Annotated in this window: 17 protein-coding genes; 12 read left to right on the forward strand and 5 right to left on the reverse strand. The window is 49.3% G+C overall.

All coding sequences use genetic code 11. The annotated features are described in order from the left end of the window. Positions 1-161: 161 nt before the first annotated feature. The 5 genes from HUU59_08415 to HUU59_08435 form a co-directional block, all read right to left on the reverse strand. Positions 162-413: a hypothetical protein gene (locus tag HUU59_08415; GenBank protein ID NUO19454.1), complete on the reverse strand. Its 252-nt coding sequence runs from the start codon at positions 411-413 to the stop codon at positions 162-164. A gap of 4 nt (positions 414-417) precedes the next feature. Then, the gene (locus tag HUU59_08420; GenBank protein ID NUO19455.1) at positions 418-1,071 is read right to left on the reverse strand and encodes a ThiF family adenylyltransferase; all 654 of its coding nucleotides are present in this window, start codon (positions 1,069-1,071) and stop codon (positions 418-420) included. An 8-nt stretch (positions 1,072-1,079) separates the two neighbouring features. After that, positions 1,080-1,796 carry a hypothetical protein gene (locus HUU59_08425; GenBank protein NUO19456.1) on the reverse strand — a complete coding sequence of 239 codons (717 nt, stop codon included), beginning with the start codon at positions 1,794-1,796 and terminating at the stop codon, positions 1,080-1,082. Beyond that, positions 1,759-2,862, reverse strand: a complete 1,104-nt coding sequence (locus tag HUU59_08430; protein ID NUO19457.1) for a hypothetical protein — start codon at positions 2,860-2,862, stop codon at positions 1,759-1,761. The genes HUU59_08425 and HUU59_08430 overlap by 38 nt, the downstream gene beginning before the upstream one ends. 98 nt (positions 2,863-2,960) lie before the next feature. Beyond that, positions 2,961-3,170 carry a hypothetical protein gene (locus tag HUU59_08435; GenBank protein NUO19458.1) on the reverse strand — a complete coding sequence of 70 codons (210 nt, stop codon included), beginning with the start codon at positions 3,168-3,170 and terminating at the stop codon, positions 2,961-2,963. 609 nt (positions 3,171-3,779) lie between these two features. Between HUU59_08435 and HUU59_08440 the strand changes: the two genes are divergently transcribed. The 12 genes from HUU59_08440 (at position 3,780) to HUU59_08495 (ending at position 22,562) form a co-directional block, all read left to right on the forward strand. Beyond that, entirely contained in the window at positions 3,780-5,117 is a 1,338-nt protein-coding gene (locus HUU59_08440; GenBank protein NUO19459.1) for a TolC family protein, read from the forward strand. 9 nt (positions 5,118-5,126) lie between these two features. Beyond that, positions 5,127-6,683, forward strand: coding sequence for an efflux RND transporter periplasmic adaptor subunit (locus HUU59_08445; protein ID NUO19460.1), 1,557 nt, complete (start codon positions 5,127-5,129; stop codon positions 6,681-6,683). 2 nt (positions 6,684-6,685) lie between these two features. After that, complete coding sequence (locus HUU59_08450) at positions 6,686-10,012, forward strand: efflux RND transporter permease subunit (GenBank protein NUO19461.1); 3,327 nt, start codon at positions 6,686-6,688, stop codon at positions 10,010-10,012. A gap of 64 nt (positions 10,013-10,076) precedes the next feature. After that, positions 10,077-10,928, forward strand: a complete 852-nt coding sequence (locus HUU59_08455; protein ID NUO19462.1) for an Ig-like domain-containing protein — start codon at positions 10,077-10,079, stop codon at positions 10,926-10,928. Positions 10,929-11,008: 80 nt separating this feature from the next. Next, a complete protein-coding gene (locus HUU59_08460; GenBank protein NUO19463.1) occupies positions 11,009-11,572 on the forward strand; it encodes a YncE family protein in 564 nt (187 codons plus the stop codon). Positions 11,573-11,648: 76 nt separating this feature from the next. After that, positions 11,649-12,317: a hypothetical protein gene (locus tag HUU59_08465; GenBank protein NUO19464.1), complete on the forward strand. Its 669-nt coding sequence runs from the start codon at positions 11,649-11,651 to the stop codon at positions 12,315-12,317. After that, positions 12,301-13,173 (forward strand): hypothetical protein, encoded by an 873-nt coding sequence (locus HUU59_08470; protein ID NUO19465.1) that lies wholly within the window; start codon positions 12,301-12,303, stop codon positions 13,171-13,173. The genes HUU59_08465 and HUU59_08470 overlap by 17 nt, the downstream gene beginning before the upstream one ends. Before the next feature lie 93 nt (positions 13,174-13,266). Next, complete coding sequence (locus tag HUU59_08475; GenBank protein NUO19466.1) at positions 13,267-15,045, forward strand: sensor histidine kinase; 1,779 nt, start codon at positions 13,267-13,269, stop codon at positions 15,043-15,045. A 1-nt stretch (position 15,046) separates the two neighbouring features. Further along, positions 15,047-16,369 (forward strand): sigma-54-dependent Fis family transcriptional regulator, encoded by a 1,323-nt coding sequence (locus HUU59_08480; GenBank protein NUO19467.1) that lies wholly within the window; start codon positions 15,047-15,049, stop codon positions 16,367-16,369. Positions 16,370-16,555: 186 nt separating this feature from the next. Continuing rightward, entirely contained in the window at positions 16,556-18,871 is a 2,316-nt protein-coding gene (locus HUU59_08485; GenBank protein NUO19468.1) for a heavy metal translocating P-type ATPase, read from the forward strand. Between the two features lie 848 nt (positions 18,872-19,719). Then, on the forward strand, positions 19,720-21,204 hold the full coding sequence (locus HUU59_08490; GenBank protein ID NUO19469.1) for an MFS transporter: 1,485 nt from the start codon (positions 19,720-19,722) through the stop codon (positions 21,202-21,204). Between the two features lie 44 nt (positions 21,205-21,248). After that, positions 21,249-22,562, forward strand: a complete 1,314-nt coding sequence (locus HUU59_08495) for a peptide MFS transporter (GenBank protein NUO19470.1) — start codon at positions 21,249-21,251, stop codon at positions 22,560-22,562. The last annotated feature ends 47 nt before the right edge of the window (positions 22,563-22,609 follow it).

Here is a 22,609-nt window from a genome sequence, read left to right on the forward strand (position 1 = left end):
TAAGTTCTGATAATTCAGCAACTTTGAATTAGTCAACCTGTCTATATTCAATTTACATTGTTCTTCCATGTTTATCAATAGAAACCGGGGAGGAGGCAATAATAGACTACGATTCAGTCCAGAATAGGCTAAAAGATAGGGTTTCCCCTATCTTTGTATTATCAGCCAACGGAGTTGTCAAGCAGTTTCTTCAGCTTCTTTTCGCCTTTGATAGTCTTGTTGGTGTCGTTGTTTGTCACTTCAAGAATGGAGAACACCTCTTGAATTGGATTGCACCCTTGATACTCAGCGCTGGTATATGGCACCCTCCCAGATGTGACCATTCGAATTGCGGCTTCAAGAGTAGGCGCATCAACAACATACTGCACAACATGATCCCAACGTTCGTGCGTCGTGATTTGGAAATTGGGCATACGGCTATAACATCATTGTAAATGTTGCCAGATCAAGTACAATCCGCGCTGGTATCATCTCATCGCAAAGATACCGCTTCACCAAGGAGCAGATTACACTCCCAGCCATCAAAGGCGTATAGCATATTGCCCGTGCTGTGCATGGTTCTTGAAGAGCCTGATCATCTGGTACAAGCGAACGCGTATACTCTACGCGTTCAGTTTTGATCTGTGGTTTTACAGCATGCACGATTAAGGTCTCCAGCCCCATTCGGGCATCAATGTACAATTGCACCTGTGGTTGATCACGAATAGACTTCCAGATAGTCTCGCGTGACTTCATTGAATCCACAGCGGAAATCACGATGCCAGATAGCTGCCGACCGTCGAAGTGCATTCCAATCGCATTCGGAAGCACTCTGGTCTGGTTCTCTACTAGGATTGAGAACGCATCTGCTTTCAGAAGCCCCACATCAGACATCCCATAAGCCTGGTTGCTGACATTGTGAATATCCACAACATCGGCATCGAAACAGGTCACTTTGCATACGCCCATCTTGGCAAGATACAACCCCGTGACGCTCCCAATGGAACCCAGACCGATCAGTGTAACCTGCAAGTTCGCAAGTTTCTCGGCATCGACAACATCTTTTTGGCGTAAGAATCGCATATCGTTCATGTGGTCTCCTAGAATGGTTCAAAATTGTCACGTTCAATTCCTAGCCAGTTCAGTTCATCGTCGAGTTCATCGGCAGTTAAAGCACCACGAGCACTTGCTTCGTCAAGTTCATCGATAATCATATCGCGCTTCATCAGTTGATCATCACGCGTTCGCTTCAGAAACGTTGTCTCGCGTACTTTGGCTTTGAATTCATCGAAGCACGCTTCTGCAAGTCCGTCTACGGTGGGGAACTTCGTTTCCCACTGAATTTCAGGAATGTACATGTGACTCGGGTGAAACTGATCTAGACGCATCTGGGTATCGCGACGCTTGTTCACGACCAGGGATAGTAGCCATTCACCATTGGCAAGTCCACTGATACATGATTCATCCTGACCAGACCAGAAGACGCTCATCGTCCCGTGGGAGTGTGCCCAACAGCGAAGTTTGTGTGAGTCGATTCCTTTCGCTTCAAGCTCGGATATCAATCGAGCAACATCGACGACATCCATATCGGTTTCGTCGGAACTGCAATTCTGCTTTACCAGAAAGAAGTCTGTGACAATCAATGCTGTTGTGCGACCAGTATCGGTGTTCACAACTTCATCTACGAGCCCGAGACAACTAACTTCACCTTTGGCAAAGTCCGTCCACAGCCATAACTTCTGCATCGCAGTTGCTTCAACATGAATCTTCACGCCTGCATCAACCGGCTGTCGCTGTGTCCTCTGCAAGTTCTGCATCGGCATCCTCCTCTTCTTCGTCTTCATCTTTTGGGTGATTTGGGCATTCATCGGCATCGTGATCATCGTATTGCTGACAGTGCTCGCACCACCAGCAAGATTCGCAGTCTGAAACATCATGGCCGTAATCGTCACACCACGAACAATACGGTTCATCGTCATCGCTTTCATCGACCCAGTCCGGATCCCATTTCTCGATCTTTTGAAACGGATCACTACTGTTGTAACTATGCAGAAACTGATGTACCAACTGAAGCAATCCATGCAGGTCGAGTTCACCAGCAAGACGTGACACCAAATGTGAGATGTTGCCCCAGCATACATTGTTAGGATCATCTGTGACATGCGGATGAATGTAGCCGTTCATTTCAGTGCCGCCTGAAATCAGCACTTTGCCCTTGTCCAAGTCCACTTCAACTACGTAAGGTTCGAAGTTGTAACTACCACCGTCGTGTTCAAGTGTGATCGGATACGTTTCGGCGAGCACAGACTTGTCGACGACGTTGATATGCGAGTAGCACGATGGCACAAGTTTCATCATCTCCACAAATGTCCTTGTCGCCTTTGCCTTGATGAAGTCAGGTGCTCTGCTGAACATATTCAGAATCTCGCGGTCACCTTCGATCTTCCGCGACAATGTCATCACTTGCATACAAAGACGCTCGAGTTCATATCGGTCGTCGCGAAGCGTCCGAGCCAGTTCCTGTTTGCGTTCAACGGCTACAATCTGCGTCGTATCAATCAACGCCATTCGTTGTGCACTGCGAAATGCACGGCACATACGCGGCAGATGCGCGTCGAGAATATTCGAAGTGACATCTAAGCGTGGTGCGCCGTACAATACCAGCCATGTAGGTGACACTTTGCCAAGGAGTACATCTTCCATGACGATGGCATCACCAACGAGGTCTTTGCAGAATGTCGAGTTCTTGTCGGCATTGATATGAACTGCAATCCCGACCTCGTGCCAAGCGTGAACATCAAGATCCTGCTTGACCAGCGTTATCGGCGTATGCCACTTCTGGGCATGGAAGTCACACAGCGTTCGAATCTGTGGTTCAATCATAAGCGTTCCTCCGGAGGAAAGAGAGGGCCATGACCACTTGGATCACAGCCCTCTCTGAAACTTGAGACTACGTAGGACAGGTAGTCTGAAGCTTGCTCCTATGCGCCCCCTTTTACTTGTGGCACGAGGGTCAAAACCGCGTTGTCGACAAGCACATCTGTGTCGAAACACGGACTGCCGTTCAAGTGTCGGGTGTAGCTGGAATCTTTCGGGAACCCGGCTTCCGCGATGGCCTGTTCGACGGTCGTGCCGTCACTGACGTTGATTTCTTTTGCCGAACGGCCGAGGCAGAGGACTTTGACTTTCATGGGAAACTCCTGAGCAGGTTGAAATGAAAAGAGCCCTGCACAATGCAGAGCTCTTGCTTCTGTAAATTCTTATGCCAGAATCAAGGCATAAGAATACAAGATGGTCGTGAGATAGCTAGAATTCCCAAACTTGTCGACACCACAAGATGTAGTGTCTGTCTCGAATCTGTCTCTGTCGCTTTGTAACCTACTGTTTCGAGAGGCGCGACTCCTGATTGCCAATCTATTGGCAAATCCGAGAAGTCTCGAAGCCGGGTCGAAACGAGTCCCTAGCAAAACACTGGAAGAGCTTCAACTTACGACTTGCATCAACACCTTTAGACAACAGTGCATATTGTGCTGTTCGTTCTTAATGCCTACAGTCTGAAACCTGCGTTCGCATGACTTATAGACCAGCCAAGTTATTGACTCGTCGGGTACCCGTACAGAGGACCGAATTCCGTCGAGAAAGGATAGAAAGCTTGTTTCGATCCAAATTGTTAAATTCTTTCACCGTTTGACGTTGTCTTTGTCATAAGCAATTGTTTATTCATGTCTTATATCTTGGTCCAAAGATTGCTTTAATCGTCATCTAGTATGCTCAACGCTATGTCATCACTACACTCAACATTGAACCGACTAGCCTTTTTGGCCCGCGCGGTCCCCTTGTCGATTCTAATTGTGCTTTGTGCAATTAGCTCATCTGCACAAGGGTTTGAGAGCGACAGCTTGCTTGCGAGTTATGTCGCTGAATCTTGGAAGTCCCATCCCAACATCGAACGCATGCAGGCAATGATTGCTGTGGAAAGAAGTCGTGCTACCATGAACAACTCGTGGATGAATCCGGAATTGCGCGCCGGACTAATGAATGTTCCGGAGAGTTTTGATGTGCATTCGGATCCGATGACTATGTTTCAGATTGGTGCCATGCAGCAGATTCCTTTCCCCGGGAAACTAAATGCGGCAAGACAAGCAGGTGAAGCTCGGGTCCGTGCCGCAACCTCCATTCTTGATCAAGAAAGATTTCGAATGGCTGCGATGGTGGCGATGGCTTATTACGATTTAGCGGCAGCTCTTGAAACACGCCAAATGCTTGAACAAGGACTTGTATTAACAAAACAGGCTGTTGACGCTGCAGCATCGTTGCTTTCCACAGGGAAGGGATCACGGACAGAAGTGTTGCGAGCAGGTCTTGAACAAGAGGAGTGGGATCTTAAATTGCTAGCGAACGCATCAGAGATTGACCAAAAACGCGCAGAGCTGGCCTACTCCATTGGAAGGACTAATGACAATGCACTGGTTAACCCTATTCTACCGAATGCTCTGCCACCTTTGATAGACCTTGACGCAGGACTTGCGTTGGTTGAAAATGCATCAACTCCGCAAGTCAAAATCGCGCAGGCGCAGTTACGAGCTACCGAATTTGAACTTCGAAGAGCCAAGCTTGATTATTGGCCGGACGTCAAGTTGGGGCTTGCTTATGGTATAAGAGGAGCATTGAAGGGTGCGGGGACAGATCCCCATACAGGCGAACCGATTTCTCAGTCACTCAAACAAGATAACATGGTCACTATAGAAGTGTCCGCTTCTATTCCGCTGTTATCCCGAGGTAATCAGCAAGCAAAGATAAGCGAAGCTCGCGCTATGAGCCGCAGTCAACAAAGCGAACAAAAAGAGTCGATGCTCAACCAGCAGCAGGAATTACGAATCGTTCACTCGGAATTTGCGAAAACGATTAATCAATACGAGGTAAATCGCCAAGTTGTCGAACAATCAGAGGCTGCCTGGCGCTCAGCGCTTGTGGACTATCAGGCGGGAGTGTATCCCTACATGGGACTTTCAGACGCACGTACGGTCTTAGTCATGGCACAAATAGAATCAGTCATGTATCGCGCGAAGGCATGGGCCACGTACCGTCAATGGCAGAGCTTGCTTGGAAATTACTCTGTTGACGCAACGGAACAATAAGAAGGCGACATGAGAACAACAACTGCAAAATGGCTTCCTTGGTTAACTCTGTTTATCATCGCGAGTATGGGACTTACTGGTTGGCTATTGTGGGGCAACCGCGCTCAAACCGGGACAGAGACAACACGATCATCGACTGCCGAAATTTACACTTGTCCCATGGATCCCGAGGTTCAGCAGGATCAGCCCGGGAAGTGTCCGATATGCGGGATGAATCTCGTTCTTAAGAAAGCTGATTCGGCTCAACCAAAGAGTGATAAGTCGGAGAGCGCTGAGAACGAAACTAAATCTGAAAGCACAGACAAATATCAGTGTCCGATGCACCCTGCCATCGTACAGGATCACCCGGGTGATTGCCCAATCTGCGGAATGAAACTTGTTAGGATGAAGGGATCGGCATCTGACCAATCGAAGCCAAGTTCGTCATCGTCACACAAAGTGGCATTCTATCGTTCACCAATGAATCCAAATCAGACTTCGCCTGTCCCACGCAAAGATGAGATGGGCATGGATTATTTGCCTGTATACGAGGAGGATTCAAGCGGCGACTCAGATGTTAATGGCCGAGCGGCGGTAGAAATCGATCCTAAACGACAGCAGTTAATCGGACTGCGAATCGCTAAGGCCGAGAAAGCAGGCATTTCTGGAGGCTGGCGAACTGTCGGGCGCGTCGAAATTGACCCAACAAGAGTCAGCCGCATCAACGTCAAAGTTGCAGGATTCGTTGAGCACGTGTTTGTAGATTTCGTCGGTCGTGCCGTGAAGCGGGGAGAACCATTGTTCACACTTTATAGTCCTGATTTGCTTGCTGCGCAACAAGAGTATCTCCTTTCATTAGAGAATCGCGAGAACAACACGAATGAAGGTCAGGCTTCGACGTACGACGCGGTTGTGCTTGCAGTTCGAAACAAACTCAAGAATTGGGACGTACCCGAGTCCGCCATCGTTCGCATGGAGGAGACTCGGGAAACAACTAAGGCGCTGACTTTTACCTCTCCAGTTAGTGGAGTTGTAACTTTGAAAGATGTAGTCGAGGGAGCAACGCTTGAGTCTGGTGCTGTTCCGTACGAAGTAACTGATTTGAACGTAGTTTGGGTAATGGCAGATGCCTACCAGCCTGACCTCGCACACGTACATGTGGGAACACGAGCATCCATGTCATTTGAAGCACTACCTGATCGTGTGATTATTGGCACAGTGGCATTTATTGATCCGATTCTTGACGTGCAAAGCAGAACAGCCAAAGTAAGGCTTGAAGTAGAAAATGAAAATCGTGACTTAAAACCCGGCATGTTTGGTGAAGTGCTTTTCAAAGGGGAAAGTCGCGAGTCATTGACTATTCCGTCCGATGCGTTGATTCCGACTGGAAGTGGATTCTATGTCTTTGTCGCATTAGGCGAAGGTCAGTTTGAGCCGCGCGCTGTAATGCTTGGAGATAAATCTGGAGAGAGAGTTGAGATTATAGAGGGTCTAAGCGAAGGAGAATCAGTTGTAACGCGTGCTAATTTCCTGGTGGACTCGGAATCATCTTTGCGTGCAGCGCTGTCAGCGGTGGAAGGCAATTAACGATGCAGGAAAACTTAACAGTTCTCCAACGCATCATCCGCTTCTCTGCTGAGAATCGCTGGCTTGTCATTGCGGCAACGCTTGTGGCAATCGTGATTGCTGCGTGGACCATGCAGCACATCCCATTGGACGCGTTGCCCGACTTGTCTGATACACAGGTCATCGTTTACTCACGTTGGGACCGCAGTCCGGATATCATTGAGGATCAGGTCACATATCCGATCGTCAGTTCGCTGCTCGGCGCGCCAAAAGTAAAGGCCATCCGAGGTTTTTCGGATTTCGGATACAGCTTCATCTATGTCATTTTCGAAGATGGAACAGACATTTACTGGGCGCGAACACGCGTGCTGGAGTACCTTTCCAAGATTACTGCGCAGCTGCCAACCGGTGTAAAAACGGAGTTAGGGCCGGATGCAACAAGCCTTGGGTGGGTCTTTCAATATGCACTCGTTGATCGCTCGGGCAAGAACACAAGCGACGAGTTACGCAGCTATCAAGACTGGTATCTAAGGTATGCCATTTCGTCTGTGCCCGGCGTTGCAGAAGTTGCCGCAGTTGGCGGTCAGGTCAGGCAGTATCAGATTACCGTTGATCCCAATGCCTTGGCCGCTTACAATCTACCGTTAGAGGCAGTGATCCAGGCAGTTCGTAAGGGAAATAATGACGTCGGTGGAAGGCTTGTCGAAATCTCTGGCCGTGAATATATGGTTCGTGGCCGTGGGTATGTGGAGTCCATCGCGGATCTGGAACAGCTCGTTCTCCTGTCTCAGGGAGGGACGCCGGTTACAGTCAAAGATGTCGCAACAGTTGCACTTGGTCCGGAGTTGCGGCGGGGTATTACTGACTATAATGGTGAAGGCGACGTTGTCGGAGGAATTGTCGTCATGCGGCAGGGCGAAAATGCGTTAAATGTCATTGAACGAATCAAAGCAAGGATTGAAGAGCTAAGGCCTTCTTTGCCCGAAGGGGTCGAAATCGTCACGACGTATGACCGATCTGAATTAATCGGGCGAGCAATTGATACAGTCGAAGGCAAATTGATAGAAGAACTCATCATTGTTTCTATTATCATCCTGATCTTTCTATGGCATGTTCCATCTGCTGCCATACCGATTGTCACGATTCCAATAAGCGTGGTACTGGCGTTCATACCCATGTACATGATGGGTTTGACCGCAAACATCATGTCCCTTGCCGGAATCGCGATTTCGGTTGGTGTTTTGGTGGACGGAGCGATTGTCGAAGTCGAGAACGCATACAACAAGATTTACCATTGGCAAGCCGGAGGTATGAAGGGAGACTTCCACAAGGTTCGACTAGATGCATTGATGGAAGTTGGGCCGACAGTATTTTTCTCGCTGCTGGTAATTGCGGTCGCGTTCATTCCGGTGTTTACGTTAGTAGATCAGGAAGGCCGGTTGTTCAAGCCACTCGCCTTTTCAAAGAACATTGCGATGGCGATTGCTGCGGTGCTTGCCATCACACTTGATCCGGCGCTGCGAATGATGTTTGCACGGATCGACCCATTCAAGTTTCGACCCAAATTTCTGGCCTGGACTGCGACTAAGTTTGCGGTTGGGACTTACTACTCAGAGGAAAAGCACCCCATAAGCAGGTTCCTACATAGAATTTATGAGCCGCCCTGTCGCTTCGTCTTGCGCCATCCTAAGGCAACCATATTCGCAAGTCTTCTGTTAGTCGCGTTGACCATCCCAGTTTATCTGCAGCTTGGTCATGAGTTCATGCCGCCCTTGCGTGAAGGGAGCTTGCTCTACATGCCTTCAGCAGTTCAACCCGGAATGTCTGTTGCCGAAGCGCAGAAGGCATTGCAGGTGCAAGACAAGCTTCTGATGACATTCCCCGAAGTAGATCGCGTCTTTGGCAAAGCCGGTCGTGCTGAGACGTCCACCGATCCGGCTCCATTCACGATGATGGAAACAACCATCCTGTTGAAGCCCGAATCTGAATGGCGGGAGAAACCTCGTTGGTATTCAAGTTGGTCGCCTGAATGGTTGAAGGCAATACTTAGAACTGCATGGCGCGACAGGATTACAGAGGCCGAACTTGTCAGCGAGATGGACGAGCGGCTTCAGTTGCCCGGGATTAGCAATGCATGGACAATGCCGATCAAGGCTCGTCTTGACATGTTATCGACCGGAATACGAACACCTGTTGGCATAAAGATATCTGGAAGCGATCTTGCTGTTGTGCAGCAAATCGCTGTAGAGATGGAATCGGCGTTACAGGGAGTTCCGGATACTCGAAGTGTGTATGCTGAACGTGTTGCAGGTGGCTACTTCCTTGACTTTGATTTGCGCCGTGACCAGCTTGCCCGATACGGGTTAACTGTTGATGACGCAAATATGATGGTGATGACGGCTGTAGGCGGAGACAATCAGACGACGACCGTCGAAGGTCGGGCGCGATACGGCGTCAATGTGCGTTATGCCCGAATCTTTCGCGACAATCTTGATGCACTCCAGCGTGTGCTCATTTCCTTGCCGAATAATCAGGGACAGATTCCTATGTCTGAAATCGCAGACATTAAGCTAGTTGAGGGACCGGCAATGATCCGTGATGAGAACGGATTACTTGCAGGTTACGTCTATGTAGATTTCGATCCTTCAAAGGTTGATGTAGGTGGATATGTGGAGCATGCCAAGCAAGCTGTATCAGCTTCAGTAAAGATCCCAACGGGCTATTCAGTGGTTTGGAGCGGGCAGTACGAGAACATGTTGCGCGTCAAAGAACGGCTCAAGCTCATAATTCCACTAACACTTATTTTGATCTTTGGGCTCTTGTACATGAACACGAAGTCGAGCTTCAAGTCGTTCATGGTCATGCTGGCAGTTCCCTTTTCTGCCATCGGTGCCGTTTGGTTAATGTATTTCCTCGATTACAATGTCTCTATCGCGGCATGGGTTGGCATGATCGCTTTGCTTGGGCTTGATGCTGAGACGGGCGTATTTATGTTGCTATTTCTCGACCTTTCGCACAATGAAGCAAGGGTCCGAGGACAATTGCGAACTACGGGGGACTTAGTTGAAGCTATCGTACATGGAGCCGTCAAGCGGGTTCGTCCGAAAGCCATGACCGTGTGCGCCGCTTTCATTGGACTACTTCCCATCATGTGGTCCACGGGTGCAGGCTCAGACCTGATGAAACGCGTAGCTGCACCAATGGTGGGAGGATTGGTTACCTCCTTTGCCTTAGAACTTTTGGTCTATCCGGCAATCTACTATCTGTGGAAACGCAAAACTGTTGTCCCCGGGCCGGAATCATCTGCCGACAACGGCGAGAATACGGCGGCAACACTTGTTCCTTGCTGAGAATTGCCTACTAACGACTAATTCACTTCGTCACGCAACGACACATACTTCAAAGGATTTCCTGATGTCAAAGCTATTTTACATTCTTCTGTTCCCGGTTATTCTTGCAGTGGCTATTCTAACGGGCTGCAAAAGCGATAGCGGTGACGATACTCAGACCATAGACGATCAAGTGCTTGTGACAGTTACCCCGGCAGATAATGCTGTAAATGCTCCGACCCAGTCCACCATTACGGTGACGTTTGATCATGCGATGATGGTCATGGACCATATGGACGAGATGTTTATGCTGCACCAAGGATGGGGAATTGGCACGGCACCGGTTGCAGTAACATACTCATGGAACAACGACAACACCATCCTGACCATGCAGCCCACTGCAGCACTGCAAGAGAACATGACCTACACCGTTCACCTTATGGGTATGATGATGGGTATGGACGGGATGATGTATCACATGATGATGGACACGATGGGAATGGGTGGCATGGGGAATGGCATGATGATGGGTGGAATGGGTGATGATGAAATTCGGACGGCGTTTTCAACCGGTCCGGCAATCGTCCACCAAATCACGCTTGACATTTCGCAAGACGTAGTCTTTGTCGCAGACGGAGGATCAGGTGATATTGCTGTAATTAACCCCGAGACAAACACGTTGATTGGAATTCAGCCCATTGATTCGGTTGGCTATTTACACCATATCTATCTTTCGGCAGATAACACGAAGCTGATTGTATCAGACCCCAACGAAGATTTGAGCACAGGACATGAAGAGAGTGGAGGAAATGGCGGTCACGGAGGCCACGGTGGGGGAAATGAAACCATGATGTCCAGGATAATTCTGCTGGATTCACGAACGTTGCTTGAAACAAACAGGATTACCTTTGAGGGTATGACTCACAATGCACGATGACTCCCGACGGTGAGTTCATCATCGCAGCAAATTCGATGCACAATATGGTGCACAAATATTCCGCCACAACGCTTACTGAAGTGGGTAGCTACATGGTTGGCACATCGCCCCTGGAAGTTACGCTCACCCCGGATGGCGAACACGCCTTGACCGCGAACAACGGATCAGGGACAGTTTCTAAGGTGCACTTCGAGGAGTCCGCCACAGTTCAGCACGTCAATGTAGGTAGTGGCCCAGTGGGTGCCTGGATCACGCCGGACGGCACCCAGGCATGGGTGACAAACGAAGTGTCCAAGACTATTTCAGTTATTGCTATTGAATCATTTGCTGTCGATACAACCTTGGCACTCGGTTACACGCCTGGTCAGGCGATCCATAGTCCTACGCGCACTGAAGTGTACGTCGCCGATGAAGACAACGGTTCCGTGCATGTCTTTGATCTCCAGACGCGCACATGGGTTGCAGATATTGTCACTGGAAGCCGTGCGCACGGAATCTCGTTCAAGCCAGACGGCAGCCGGGCCTATGTCACGAATGAAATGGACAGATCTGTATCGGTAATTGACTGCGAGTCAAAAACGGTCATAGCAACTATTCGTGTGGGCGTTTCTCCGAATGGGATTATTTACCGCCCGGCCTTGTAGTTGTGCGAAACTGGATATTCTATCACTGGTCTTTGGTTTCAGAAACACAGAAAGAGAAACGACAATGGGAACTACGATGGTATTCATAATGGCTGCTATGATGGCGACAATGGCTGTTGGCGGAATTATTGGACTTGGCCAGGGAGACCGTCACGGTGTACAAAGTCAGACAAACGTCGTCAGTTGCTGCGCGACAACAAGTGATGGTCACTCAGAGGGACACGAACAGGGAGAAGCGCTTCTTGCTTCTGCCGACCCAGTGAACACGAAATCTGCCCATTCCGACGCGCCAGCTGAAGAAAAACTCGCCTATCCGATAGACAACTGTATTGTGTCAGGCGAGAAGCTTGGTGAAATGGGCGAACCGGTGACGAAAGTGTACGAGGGACGCGAAGTCAAGTTTTGCTGCAATATGTGCCCTGAAAAGTTTGAGAAGGATCAGGCGAACTTCATGAAGAAGCTTGATGACGCGATCATTGCCAAGCAGAAGCCCGGCTACCCGCTTGAGACTTGTATTGTAAGCGGTGAAGCCTTTGGGGGAGAAATGGGAGATCCTGTTGACTTCGTGTATGACAACCAGTACTTCAAGCTATGTTGCAAAGGCTGCATCAAGAATATCAAGAAGGAGCCTGCAAAGTACTTGGAGAAACTTAGCGCCGCCTATGAATCTAAACGAGGTATGGTGCCCGAAGAATCAAATCAAGTGAAGACTGAACATCAGAACGGACATGAAGGCCACCACTAAGTTCCATCGACTTGGATTTGCTCTGATTGTGATAGCGGGGCTCGCCGGAGCCCCGCTTGCTCTTTCGAAGCTTCCTGTAGCCGTACAGGTTCGCAACGAATTTTGTCCCGTGTTGCCCGACGAGAAGGTAGATTCGACAATCTACACGAATTATAAAGGACAGCGGGTATATTTCTGTTGCACGCGTTGTCGCCGTGACTTCCTTCGAAGTCCGGGTCTTTATCTGGCAAACCTCTCGCAATTTCATTCGGCTAATTCTACAATCCCGGACTCTGAAGGACACCAGGACAGCGCTGCGTATTCCATGGGGGAGAGTTCTGATCTGGAACCCAAACACCACGGAGATGAGCACACCTCGACGCATGAAGAAATACATGAACATGCAACAGATCATGTCCAGGAAAGCGATGCCAAACTGAATTGGGTCAATTTCGCGGGGAAGTTTCATCCACTGGTGGTTCATTTCCCAATCGCGCTTCTCATTACTGCGGCGCTTGCTGAATTGTCATCGTGGGCGTCCAGCAAAAAGAGATTGCAAGCTTTTAGCCGACATTTCATCTACTTCACAGCAGCGTGCTCGGTGGTAGCGGCCACACTGGGCTGGGCAGCCGCGTGGAATGCACACTACCCTATCGACCTTATGCAATACTTGACTTTTCATCGCTGGGTCGGGACGTCAGTTGCTGGGCTATCCATGGTTGCGGCCTATTTCGCTTGGGCGGCAGAGCGATCTTCAACATCAGTATGGTTTAAATGGGCATTACGCGGAGTGCTATTGCTTGCTGCTATAGGTGCAGGGCTCGCGGGGCATCTTGGATCTATAATAGTCTTGGGTCCCGACCACTTCGCATTCTAAGCGGAAATGTCTGCGCGTAATGATGCAGTTGCAGGCACATATTGTGGTGCATTGTGACTTTACCCTTAACTATTGCTTTTGTATATTCACACCATGGCTGTTTTTGGCAAAATAGGCAAGCGGCTACTTAGCTGGTTCGTGCTTGTAGCTTTAATCCCTTTGCTCTTTATGGGTTATCAGGGCTACTATTTCGCGCGCCTTGCTGTCAAGAAAGAGGCCTATCTTCATATTCAGGCAATATCCCAACAGAAGAAAAGTCAGATAGAACAATGGTTTGCCGAGCGGAGGGCAGACACTGAAGTCCTATCCGCAAACCCTTCAATAGTGGAGGCATGTCAGCTAGGGGCCATATCTGCGGACAACCGACGGAGCCTTGAGAGGCTCCTAGATTCCTATAAAGCACAATCACAGGCCTACGAGTTCATTTGTGTTTACTCAATATCCGGAACAATGCTGGCATGCACAAAGCACACAGATGAAACTCTGGCCGAAATGCATGACTTTGTCCTTGAGGCAATGAATTCAAGCCAGCCCTTGACAAGTCCGATTCATCTGCACAACGAATTCGGGTTGACGATTCATCTTAGCGGCCGCGTTACTAATGAGTTCGGAAAGCCAGTAGGAGTAGTAATCACGACGCTTGGTTTGGCTTACACCTTGAATCCGATAATTCTCGATACGACAGGACTTGGGTTCTCAGGTCAAGCCTACTTGGTTGACAAAAACAAGGTAATGCTCACGCCGTCGCGTTTCATGAACCACCCAAAGCCACTGACTCATACAATGGATTCGCGGGGGATTCAACTTGCCCTCCAGGGTTCAAGCGGCGTGGAATTATATCACGATTTTGAAGGTCGCGATGTCATCGGAGCTTGGGACTTTTTACCGAATGAACAATGGGCTCTGATCACTGAGATTGACGCAAATGAAGCGTTTGCGTCATTACAAATGTTACGCAGAAACGCAATGCTGGTAGCGATCGGCACACTTGGGTTGATTCTCATCGTTGTTGCGTTTATCTCGCGTACATTAAGCAAGCCAATCAGGGAATTGGCAAACGCAAGCTCTGCAGTTTCAAAGGGTGATTTGGGCAGGAGAGTCGCCATCCAGTTGAATGACGAGCTGGGCGACTTAGCTGCAAGTTTCAATCAGATGGTTCAGTCGCTGAAGGATTCACAAAAACAGCTTGTTCAATCCGAACGGCTCGCTGCAATCGGCGAGCTGGTTGCCAGCGTCGTCCACGAGATCCGAAATCCGCTTTCTGCCATTAAAATGAACTTGCGGATATTAGAGACAAAGGATCTTCAAGGCGAACTGGTTCATTCAGAGCATTTCCAATTGGCGAAGAGTCAAACGGAGCGCATTGAAACCATGCTGACGGAGCTTTTAGATTATTCAAAAACAATCACAATCCAGAAACGCAATGTGACCGTTCTGGAGCTATTTAACCGAGTATCAAGAGATTTTTCAACGCTACTCGATGAGCGCAATGCAGTACTGCATGCCAGACATCAGAATCCTCTAGATGTTGTGAGCGTTGACGACGAGCGGTTCATGCAAGTATTCTGGAATCTCATCACTAATTCCCTTCAAGCGATTGACGCCTCGGGCCGGTCGGATGGAAAGATTGAACTGATTTCAGAGTCAAGTCCTCATGCTACAGTTCTATCCATCAAAGACAACGGCATGGGTCTTCAAGAAGAGAGCGTGAAACACGTATTCGAGCCGTTCTTTACAACAAGGAAGAATGGTACGGGACTGGGGTTAGCCATCGCCAAAAAGATTGTCGATGCGCATGAGGGACATATCACATTCAGGAGCCGGATGAACGAAGGTTCCGAAATTAGCATTTCACTGCCACGGTCAACGTAGTATGGAAAAAATCCTCATTATTGATGACGATGACGCCATTCGCCGAACAATGGAACTTCATTTGGCGGACAAGGGCTTCCGGGTATTCTGCGGAGACTCTCTCAGATCAGGCAAGGATCTCTGGAACCGCCATAATCCTGAAATTGTTCTATTAGATCTAAAACTGCCAGACGGCGAGGGCACTTCACTTCTGAAAGAGCAAATGGAAGCAGGTAGCGAAGCGATCGTGTTGATGATCACGGGCCATCAAGACATGGAATATGCTATCCATGCGATGAAGCACGGAGCCTTTAACTATCTTCACAAGCCTTTGAACATTGACGAACTGGATTTGTCACTTGAAGATGCGGTCAGAGAGCTTCGCGTAAGTCGAAAAACTATCGCGATAAATCAACATGAGAACGAGTTCAACGCAGGACGAATAGCTGGAGTTAGTGCGTCCATCCTCAATACTCACAAGCAAATTGGGATGGCGGCTAAATCAAAGGTTAATGTTCTCATTTCCGGCGAAAGCGGGACGGGCAAGGAACTTGTTGCAAGAGCTATTCATTATAACTCAACACCGGATGAACCATTCGTTGCCGTAAACTGTTCAGCAATCGTTTCGCAGCTTATGGAGTCGGAGATGTTTGGTCATGAGAAGGGCGCTTTTACCGGAGCAGTTGACCGTAAACTGGGGAAATGCGAATACGCTGGGCATGGCACCCTCTTCCTGGATGAGATCGGTGACTTGTCAATGGAGCTCCAGGCAAAGCTATTGCGGGTCCTTCAGGAGCGTTGTTTTGAGCGGGTTGGCGGTACAGCGCAAATCCCGTTTTTGGCTCGTGTCATCGCAGCTACACATCAACATCTTGAAAGTTTGACAGGGACTCGCGAGTTTCGTGAAGACTTGTACTTTCGGCTGAATGTATTTCAAATCAACTTGCTTCCGCTCCGCGAGCGAAAAGAAGACATACTGCCGCTCGTGGAACACCTGCTTGAGAAAATCAATTTAGATCTGCACAGAAAAGTAAACAAAGTCCCAGAGCCAGTTGTGAAGCGACTCATGAACTATTCTTGGCCGGGCAATGTTCGTGAACTTGAGAACGTCTTGACTCAGGCAGTAGTTCGAAGTACTGGCGACACGTTGTCAGTAGATTTTCTGGAACCTGCTTCACACCCAACTGGAGCTAAAAGAGAACTTCAGGCCTTGGCAGAAGTCGAAAAAGAGCATATCAAATGGGTGTTAGGACAAGTCGGCGGGAACTTAGGAAAAGCTTGTGAAGTACTGGGGATTACGCGTCCGACTTTGCGGAAGAAGATGGAGGATTACAGCATCAGTTAGTTGTTCCATCGCCTTGGTATGAATCAACGCCGTTGTTGTGCCTTACCAGCGGGGCGAAAGTTGAGACCGAGTATTGGTAACTGATTATTCAGGGGAGAAATTTGATTGGATCATTCAAAGCACAACGAACACACGCAATCAGGTCCATCTAAGGAGGTGAACCTGGCAATAGACCCGGTATGCGGGATGAAGGTGGACCCATCTGTTGCGCGCTTTTCACATCACCACGAACATAATACCTACTACTTTTGCAGTCAAGGCTGCCTAAACAAGTTCCAAGGGAATCCGGTTCAGTATCTGGTTAGAAACATGCCTGATAGCGCCACCAAAGACAGCCATGCCAAAGTCAAGCCATCTCCGAAAAGACAGAGCACTTCGGAGGAGGGTATTTACACATGTCCGATGCACCCGGAAATTCGGCAAACCGGACCTGGTTCATGCCCAATCTGCGGCATGGCATTGGAGCCGCTCGTAGCGATACTGACAGAGCACGAAGAGAATCCTGAGCTGGAAGAGATGTCGCGGAGGTTTTGGATCAGCAGCGTATTCTCGGTTGTGGTGATGGTTCTCGCAATGTGGGGTATGGGCATTCATTCTAAATTGTTTGGCTCGTTGCCCGTTTCTTCACTATTGTGGCTCCAAGCATTGCTTACTACGCCTGTCGTAATCTGGGGAGGCTGGCCTTTCTTTGTGCGTGGTTGGAATTCGATTATCAGCTTCAACCTGAATATGTTCACGCTGATTTCTATCGGAGTGGGGACTGCATACCTTTACAGCATAATTGCAATCGTTCTGCCAAGTGTCTTCCCCGTCGCAATGCACGATGAGATGGGTTTGATACCTGTTTACTTTGAAGCTGCGGCTATTATCGTTACTCTCGTTTTGCTTGGGCAAGTGCTCGAACTTCGTGCTCGAAGCAAAACGTCAAGCGCCATTAAGGCACTCTTAGGATTAGCACCCAAAACTGCACGAGTTGTTCAACAGAACGGTGACGAGAGTGACATCCTTCTTGAAAACGTAATTGCCGGTAACCTGCTCAGGGTCAGGCCCGGGGAGAAGGTTCCTGTTGACGGCACGATTGAGGCAGGTTCGAGCAATGTGGACGAGTCCATGATTACCGGTGAACCCATTCCTGCGGCAAAAGCAACTGGCGATCGTGTGATCGGGGGAACGGTGAATGGCACAGGCAGCTTTGTAATGCGTGCAGAGCATGTTGGTTCCGAGACGGTGCTTGCGCAGATTGTTCGGATGGTAAGCGATGCGCAACGGAGCAGGGCACCGATCCAGAGACTTGCTGATATTGTATCTGCTTGGTTTGTGCCTGCAGTTGTAGTTACAGCTGTTCTCACATTTATTATTTGGTTGATTTGGGGACCGAATCCGGCACTGGCCTATGCGATGGTAAACGCTGTCGCGGTTTTGATCATCGCTTGTCCGTGCGCTCTGGGTTTGGCCACGCCAATGTCCATCATGGTTGGAACCGGGCAAGGTGCTCGCTCTGGTGTGCTTATCAAAAGTGCGGAAGTCCTTGAAACAATGATCAAGATTGATACTTTGGTCGTCGATAAGACTGGCACCCTGACTGAAGGCAAGCCTCAAGTCGTGAGCATAGAGCCGACAGGCGAGTTGAGCGCCAACGACCTCTTGAAACTTGCTGCGAGCTTGGAACAAGGTAGCGAGCATCCACTTGCCGAGGCAATTGTTAAGGCCGCCAAAGACCGAGAGCTCGAGCTAAGCGCAGCTTCCGATTTTCAGTCGAAGACTGGGCAAGGTGTGATTGGTACAATTAGCGGGAAAGGGGTCGCCCTTGGCAATATGACGCTTTTGAAAAGTCTGGGAATAACAGATAATAAGTTGCTTGCGCGAGCCGAAGCACTTAGAACAGAAGGTCAGACCGTCATGCATGTGGTAGTCGACAACGGTCTCGCCGGCCTAATCGGAGTTGCTGATCCGGTAAAAGCGTCAACACCGAACGCGATTGCACAATTGCGCGAAGCTGGTATCGAGCTAATCATGTTGACAGGTGACAATCTGACGACGGCGAAAGCAGTTGCTACAAAGCTAGGTATTGAAACGGTTGAAGCAGATGTACTTCCTGAAGGAAAGATTGAGGTCATTAAGCGCTTGCAAAAGGAAGGCCGAAAAGTCGCGATGGCTGGCGATGGAGTCAATGATGCCCCGGCATTAGCCCAGGCTGACGTTGGAATTGCAATGGGAACTGGGACTGACGTGGCTATGGAAAGCGCGGGCATAACTTTGGTAAGGGGTGATCTACGCGGAATTGTTAAGGCACGGAATCTGAGCGGTGCCACAATGCGAAACATCAAGCAGAATTTGTTCTTCGCTTTCATTTACAACGTTCTTGGTGTTCCGATTGCTGCTGGTATTCTCTATCCGTTCTTCGGATTGCTCTTAAGTCCGGTGATTGCAAGTGCCGCAATGACGTTCAGTTCTGTCTCAGTTATCCTAAACGCGCTACGGTTGAACCGAGTAAGGCTGTAAAGCGGTAGATTCTATTGAGGGCAAATTGATCGTTGCATGGATCTCCGATACAGAAGCCCCAAACTAATGAGTTCTTGTGAGTTTCTTTTCCCTCATGGCCTGTCACGGGCATTCACGTCGCACTACTTGAGGGCGCACGTAATGAAGGAAAGCTTTTCATTGGGTGTCTCAATGTCCCCTATTGTTCAGACTTATTTGTCGGCAATCGCTTGCTTCCGTTGTGAATCCGATCTCGGCATTTTCTGCTCCGAATTTGTCCCAAATCTGTCTTTATAGCCTTGTAAAATCATAAAAAACAAACCCTGCCAATTCACTCTTAATCAATTGGTTCGGGGTTCGAGTCCCTGTGGGTGCACATGTAAAGCCCTGCTAAAACATTGTTTTACAGGGCTTTTTTGTTTGACTGATTTGTTCGGACGTTCATTACTAAATGCAGATTCTAGAGATAGATGTCGTGCATCCCCCTTGCTTATACGAATTAGAGTTTGGTCCTTGGCGCGTTCGCTTCGAAACGTGGCAATCCCAACCTGAAGCCCTTGTACAGAGTGCCGTTTAGTACACTCTGGTCCATCTTAAGCACGATTCAGAGCAGTTTTCATGTCATGATTTACTGCTCGCATGTTCAATTTTATTTCGGAACTGAAACCAAAACGCAAAATAATTGTTTACAATATTTTATGCGCTTGAGTTTGTTCATCACAAGTTGAACAGAGGCACGACGGTCAACTTGTCAAGATATGACTTTCATTTGCAGGTATTGGACACGCTTGACTTGGGGTTTGTTTCTTCGTATCCTTCAAAGTCCTATCTGCGGGTTCACCGCGAAACTCCATTTTATTCCAATAATTATGATTACATCTGAAACTCAAGCGGGCCGCACTTTGCTCGGTTTCCGTATGGGCTACTGGATGCTCTGCATCATCGAGATGTTTGAGCGGCTGGCCTATTTTACAGTTCGCAGTGTTGTGGCGGTCTATATCATGCAGGCGGATGATCCCGGTGGACTGCACTTTACGGCAGCTGATAAGGGCACTATCTTCGCATGGTGGTTCGTATTTCAATCGGTACTTCCGATGTTCACTGGAGGTTATGCCGACCGCTACGGATACAAGAAGACAATTTTCTTTTCCGTGACGATGAACATCATCGGTTTTGTGATGATGGCTTATCTCCGAACGTTCTGGGGATTCTTTGCGGGTGTGCTGGTGCTCGCCACGGGAACTGCATTTTTCAAACCGGGCTTGCAGGGCTCGCTGGCGCAGAATCTGGACAAGACTAATTCCTCGGTGGGCTGGGGTATCTTCTATTGGATTGTCAATGTCGGGGCTTTCATCGCTCATCCGCTGGCCGGAGTTCTTCAAGTCGGAATCGGCTGGAAAGCTGTATTCCTGGGCTCAGCAGCGTTCACGGCATGCAACTACATCATGCTGTTCACATTCAAGGACTTTGACTCGAAGGCGGACAAGACGGAAGGACCGATTCATGTATTCCTGCGGACAATTAAGAACATCTTCGAGCCGCGTCTACTGGCGTGGTTAGGAATCATGTCCTGCTTCTGGCTGATGATGTATCAGCTATGGGACCTCCATCCGAATTTCCTCACAGACTGGGTGGATAGTTCCGGTGTGGCGGGTATCTTGCCGGAGTTCATGTCGAGATCGACTGATCGAGGTACCCAAGTCTTACAGCAGAATATGCTCGCTCTGAACTCGTTACTGATCGTGATTTGTATGATTCCCGTCTCCTGGCTTGTTCGCAAGCTGCGGACGTTGGAAGCGATGGTTATCGGAATGCTGATTGCCACGGGTGGAATCCTCGTCGCTGGATTTACAGCAAGTGGTTGGGTGTTTCTGTTGGGTGTGGTTTTCTTCAGTGCCGGTGAAATGCTCACAGGTCCGAAGAAGAATGAGTACCTTGGACTTATAGCTCCGGAAGGCAAAAAAGGACTCTACCTTGGCTACGTGAACATACCGGTAGGAATCGGAGGTTTCTTCGGGTCAAAACTTGCGGGCTACTTGTACGGCAATTTCGGCGAAAAGGCCGTGCTTGCCCAGAAGTACATTCTTGAGCATACGCCAATGGGCAGCGGCAAGAGTTGGAACGGCGATCCCGAAAGCCTGTCCACCCTGTTAGGAGTCGAGAGAACTGATGCCTTCCTGAAGCTGCAGGAGCTCACCGGAAAGGATGCTGTGCAGGCTACGCAACTGCTCTGGGACACGTACTCCCCGCAATATGCCGTATGGATTCCATTTGCAATCATCGGCATTCTTGCAGTTATAGCCTTGATCATCTTCGCCCGTATGGCCAAGCGCTGGTCAGACATGAATGCCTAAGTTGAAGTGGACTATGAACAAATATACGAAGCGAATTTCAGCCTATGACTAGTCACTCTGTCGCTAACACTCCCGCGGTCAAACACAGGCATCCGCCGGGGCTGACCGTACTATTCTTTACTGAGATGTGGGAGCGCTTCAGTTTTTACTGTATGCTCGCGATTCTCGCGCTGTACATGAACGAGAGTCTGGGGTTCGACACTAAAACAGTCGGACAGGTATATGGTGGATACATCGCCCTGGTCTATTTCAGCCCGTTGTTCGGCGGGTTGCTGGCCGACCGATGGCTCGGGTTCCGCAAAGCCATCCTCATTGGCGGTGTTTTCATGGGCATGGGGCATTTGTTGCTCGCCTTTCCGCCGTTGCCCACGTTTTTTGCCGGACTCTGCTGCCTGATTATCGGCAACGGATTATTCAAGCCAAACATCTCCGTATTGTTGGGCAATCTGTACAGGGACATGCCTGAAAAGCGGGACGACGCGTATAATATCTTTTACATGGGTATTAACGTCGGCGCGTTCTTTTCACCGATTGTCGCCGCATATCTTCGCAATAATTTTGGTTGGCACTGGGCGTTCGGAGCGGCCGGTGTCGGCATGATGTTTTCGCTCTTGATTTTTACGCTCTTTCGCAAACACGTTTTGGCAGGCGACGTTGCGGCAATGAAGGCCGCCGCGGACGTGAATCCGAACGCAGTGGCACTGACTCCGAAACAGGAACGTGCACGAATCAACGCATTGTTGCTAGTCTTTGGCGTGGTCATCGTGTTCTGGATGGCCTTCCATCAAAACGGATTCACCCTTACGTTTTGGGCTCGTGATTGCACGGACACAACGTGGTCGCCGGAATTATTCCAGGTGATTAACCCCGCGTTTGTCTTGCTGTTCACACCGCTTCTGGTCTTGTTGTGGACGCTGCTGCGCAAGCGAAATGCCGAGCCATCCACAGCAGCGAAAATTGGTATTGGCATGCTCCTGACTGCCGCGGCATATACTATCATGACATTTGCAGGTCTTGCCGGAGGAGATACTGGACGTGTTAGCGAGTGGTGGCTCGTATCCACCTATGCGGTCATCACCATAGGCGAGCTATGCCTTTCACCCATGGGACTTTCGCTCGTGAACAAGGTTGCTCCGGCCAGAATGCGCGGCCTGCTGATGGGCGGTTGGTTCGCCGCTACTGCAACCGGAAATTATCTTTGCGGCCTTGTCGGCGGATTGTGGGATGACATGCCTCACAGCACGTTCTTTGCGATTCTGGTCGCGGCATCGCTAGGTGCTGCGGCGCTGCTGTTCATGGTGATCAAACATATCAGACCGACAATTCAAGAGGCTGAAGCTCACGCGACCACGAAGTAAGTTACACTCCAATAAATCAAAAGCCAGCGGCGAGAGCCGCTGGCTTT

The organism is bacterium (assembly GCA_013360195.1).
In the GTDB taxonomy this organism is placed as follows: Bacteria; Electryoneota; RPQS01; order RPQS01; family RPQS01; genus JABWCQ01.

Excerpts from the sequence above, each read along its gene's own strand:
- HUU59_08455 (NUO19462.1), top strand. The coding sequence starts at position 10,077 with ATGTCAAAGCTATTTTACATTCTTCTGTTCCCGGTTATTCTTGCAGTG.
- HUU59_08490 (NUO19469.1), top strand. The coding sequence starts at position 19,720 with ATGATTACATCTGAAACTCAAGCGGGCCGCACTTTGCTCGGTTTCCGT.
- HUU59_08495 (NUO19470.1), top strand. The coding sequence starts at position 21,249 with ATGACTAGTCACTCTGTCGCTAACACTCCCGCGGTCAAACACAGGCAT.
- HUU59_08420 (NUO19455.1), bottom strand. The coding sequence starts at position 1,071 with ATGAACGATATGCGATTCTTACGCCAAAAAGATGTTGTCGATGCCGAG.
- HUU59_08430 (NUO19457.1), bottom strand. The coding sequence starts at position 2,862 with ATGATTGAACCACAGATTCGAACGCTGTGTGACTTCCATGCCCAGAAG.
- HUU59_08435 (NUO19458.1), bottom strand. The coding sequence starts at position 3,170 with ATGAAAGTCAAAGTCCTCTGCCTCGGCCGTTCGGCAAAAGAAATCAAC.
- HUU59_08445 (NUO19460.1), top strand. The coding sequence starts at position 5,127 with ATGAGAACAACAACTGCAAAATGGCTTCCTTGGTTAACTCTGTTTATC.
- HUU59_08480 (NUO19467.1), top strand. The coding sequence starts at position 15,047 with ATGGAAAAAATCCTCATTATTGATGACGATGACGCCATTCGCCGAACA.
- HUU59_08485 (NUO19468.1), top strand. The coding sequence starts at position 16,556 with ATGAAGGTGGACCCATCTGTTGCGCGCTTTTCACATCACCACGAACAT.
- HUU59_08425 (NUO19456.1), bottom strand. The coding sequence starts at position 1,796 with ATGCAGAACTTGCAGAGGACACAGCGACAGCCGGTTGATGCAGGCGTG.
- HUU59_08470 (NUO19465.1), top strand. The coding sequence starts at position 12,301 with ATGAAGGCCACCACTAAGTTCCATCGACTTGGATTTGCTCTGATTGTG.
- HUU59_08450 (NUO19461.1), top strand. The coding sequence starts at position 6,686 with ATGCAGGAAAACTTAACAGTTCTCCAACGCATCATCCGCTTCTCTGCT.
- HUU59_08475 (NUO19466.1), top strand. The coding sequence starts at position 13,267 with ATGGCTGTTTTTGGCAAAATAGGCAAGCGGCTACTTAGCTGGTTCGTG.
- HUU59_08465 (NUO19464.1), top strand. The coding sequence starts at position 11,649 with ATGGTATTCATAATGGCTGCTATGATGGCGACAATGGCTGTTGGCGGA.
- HUU59_08415 (NUO19454.1), bottom strand. The coding sequence starts at position 413 with ATGCCCAATTTCCAAATCACGACGCACGAACGTTGGGATCATGTTGTG.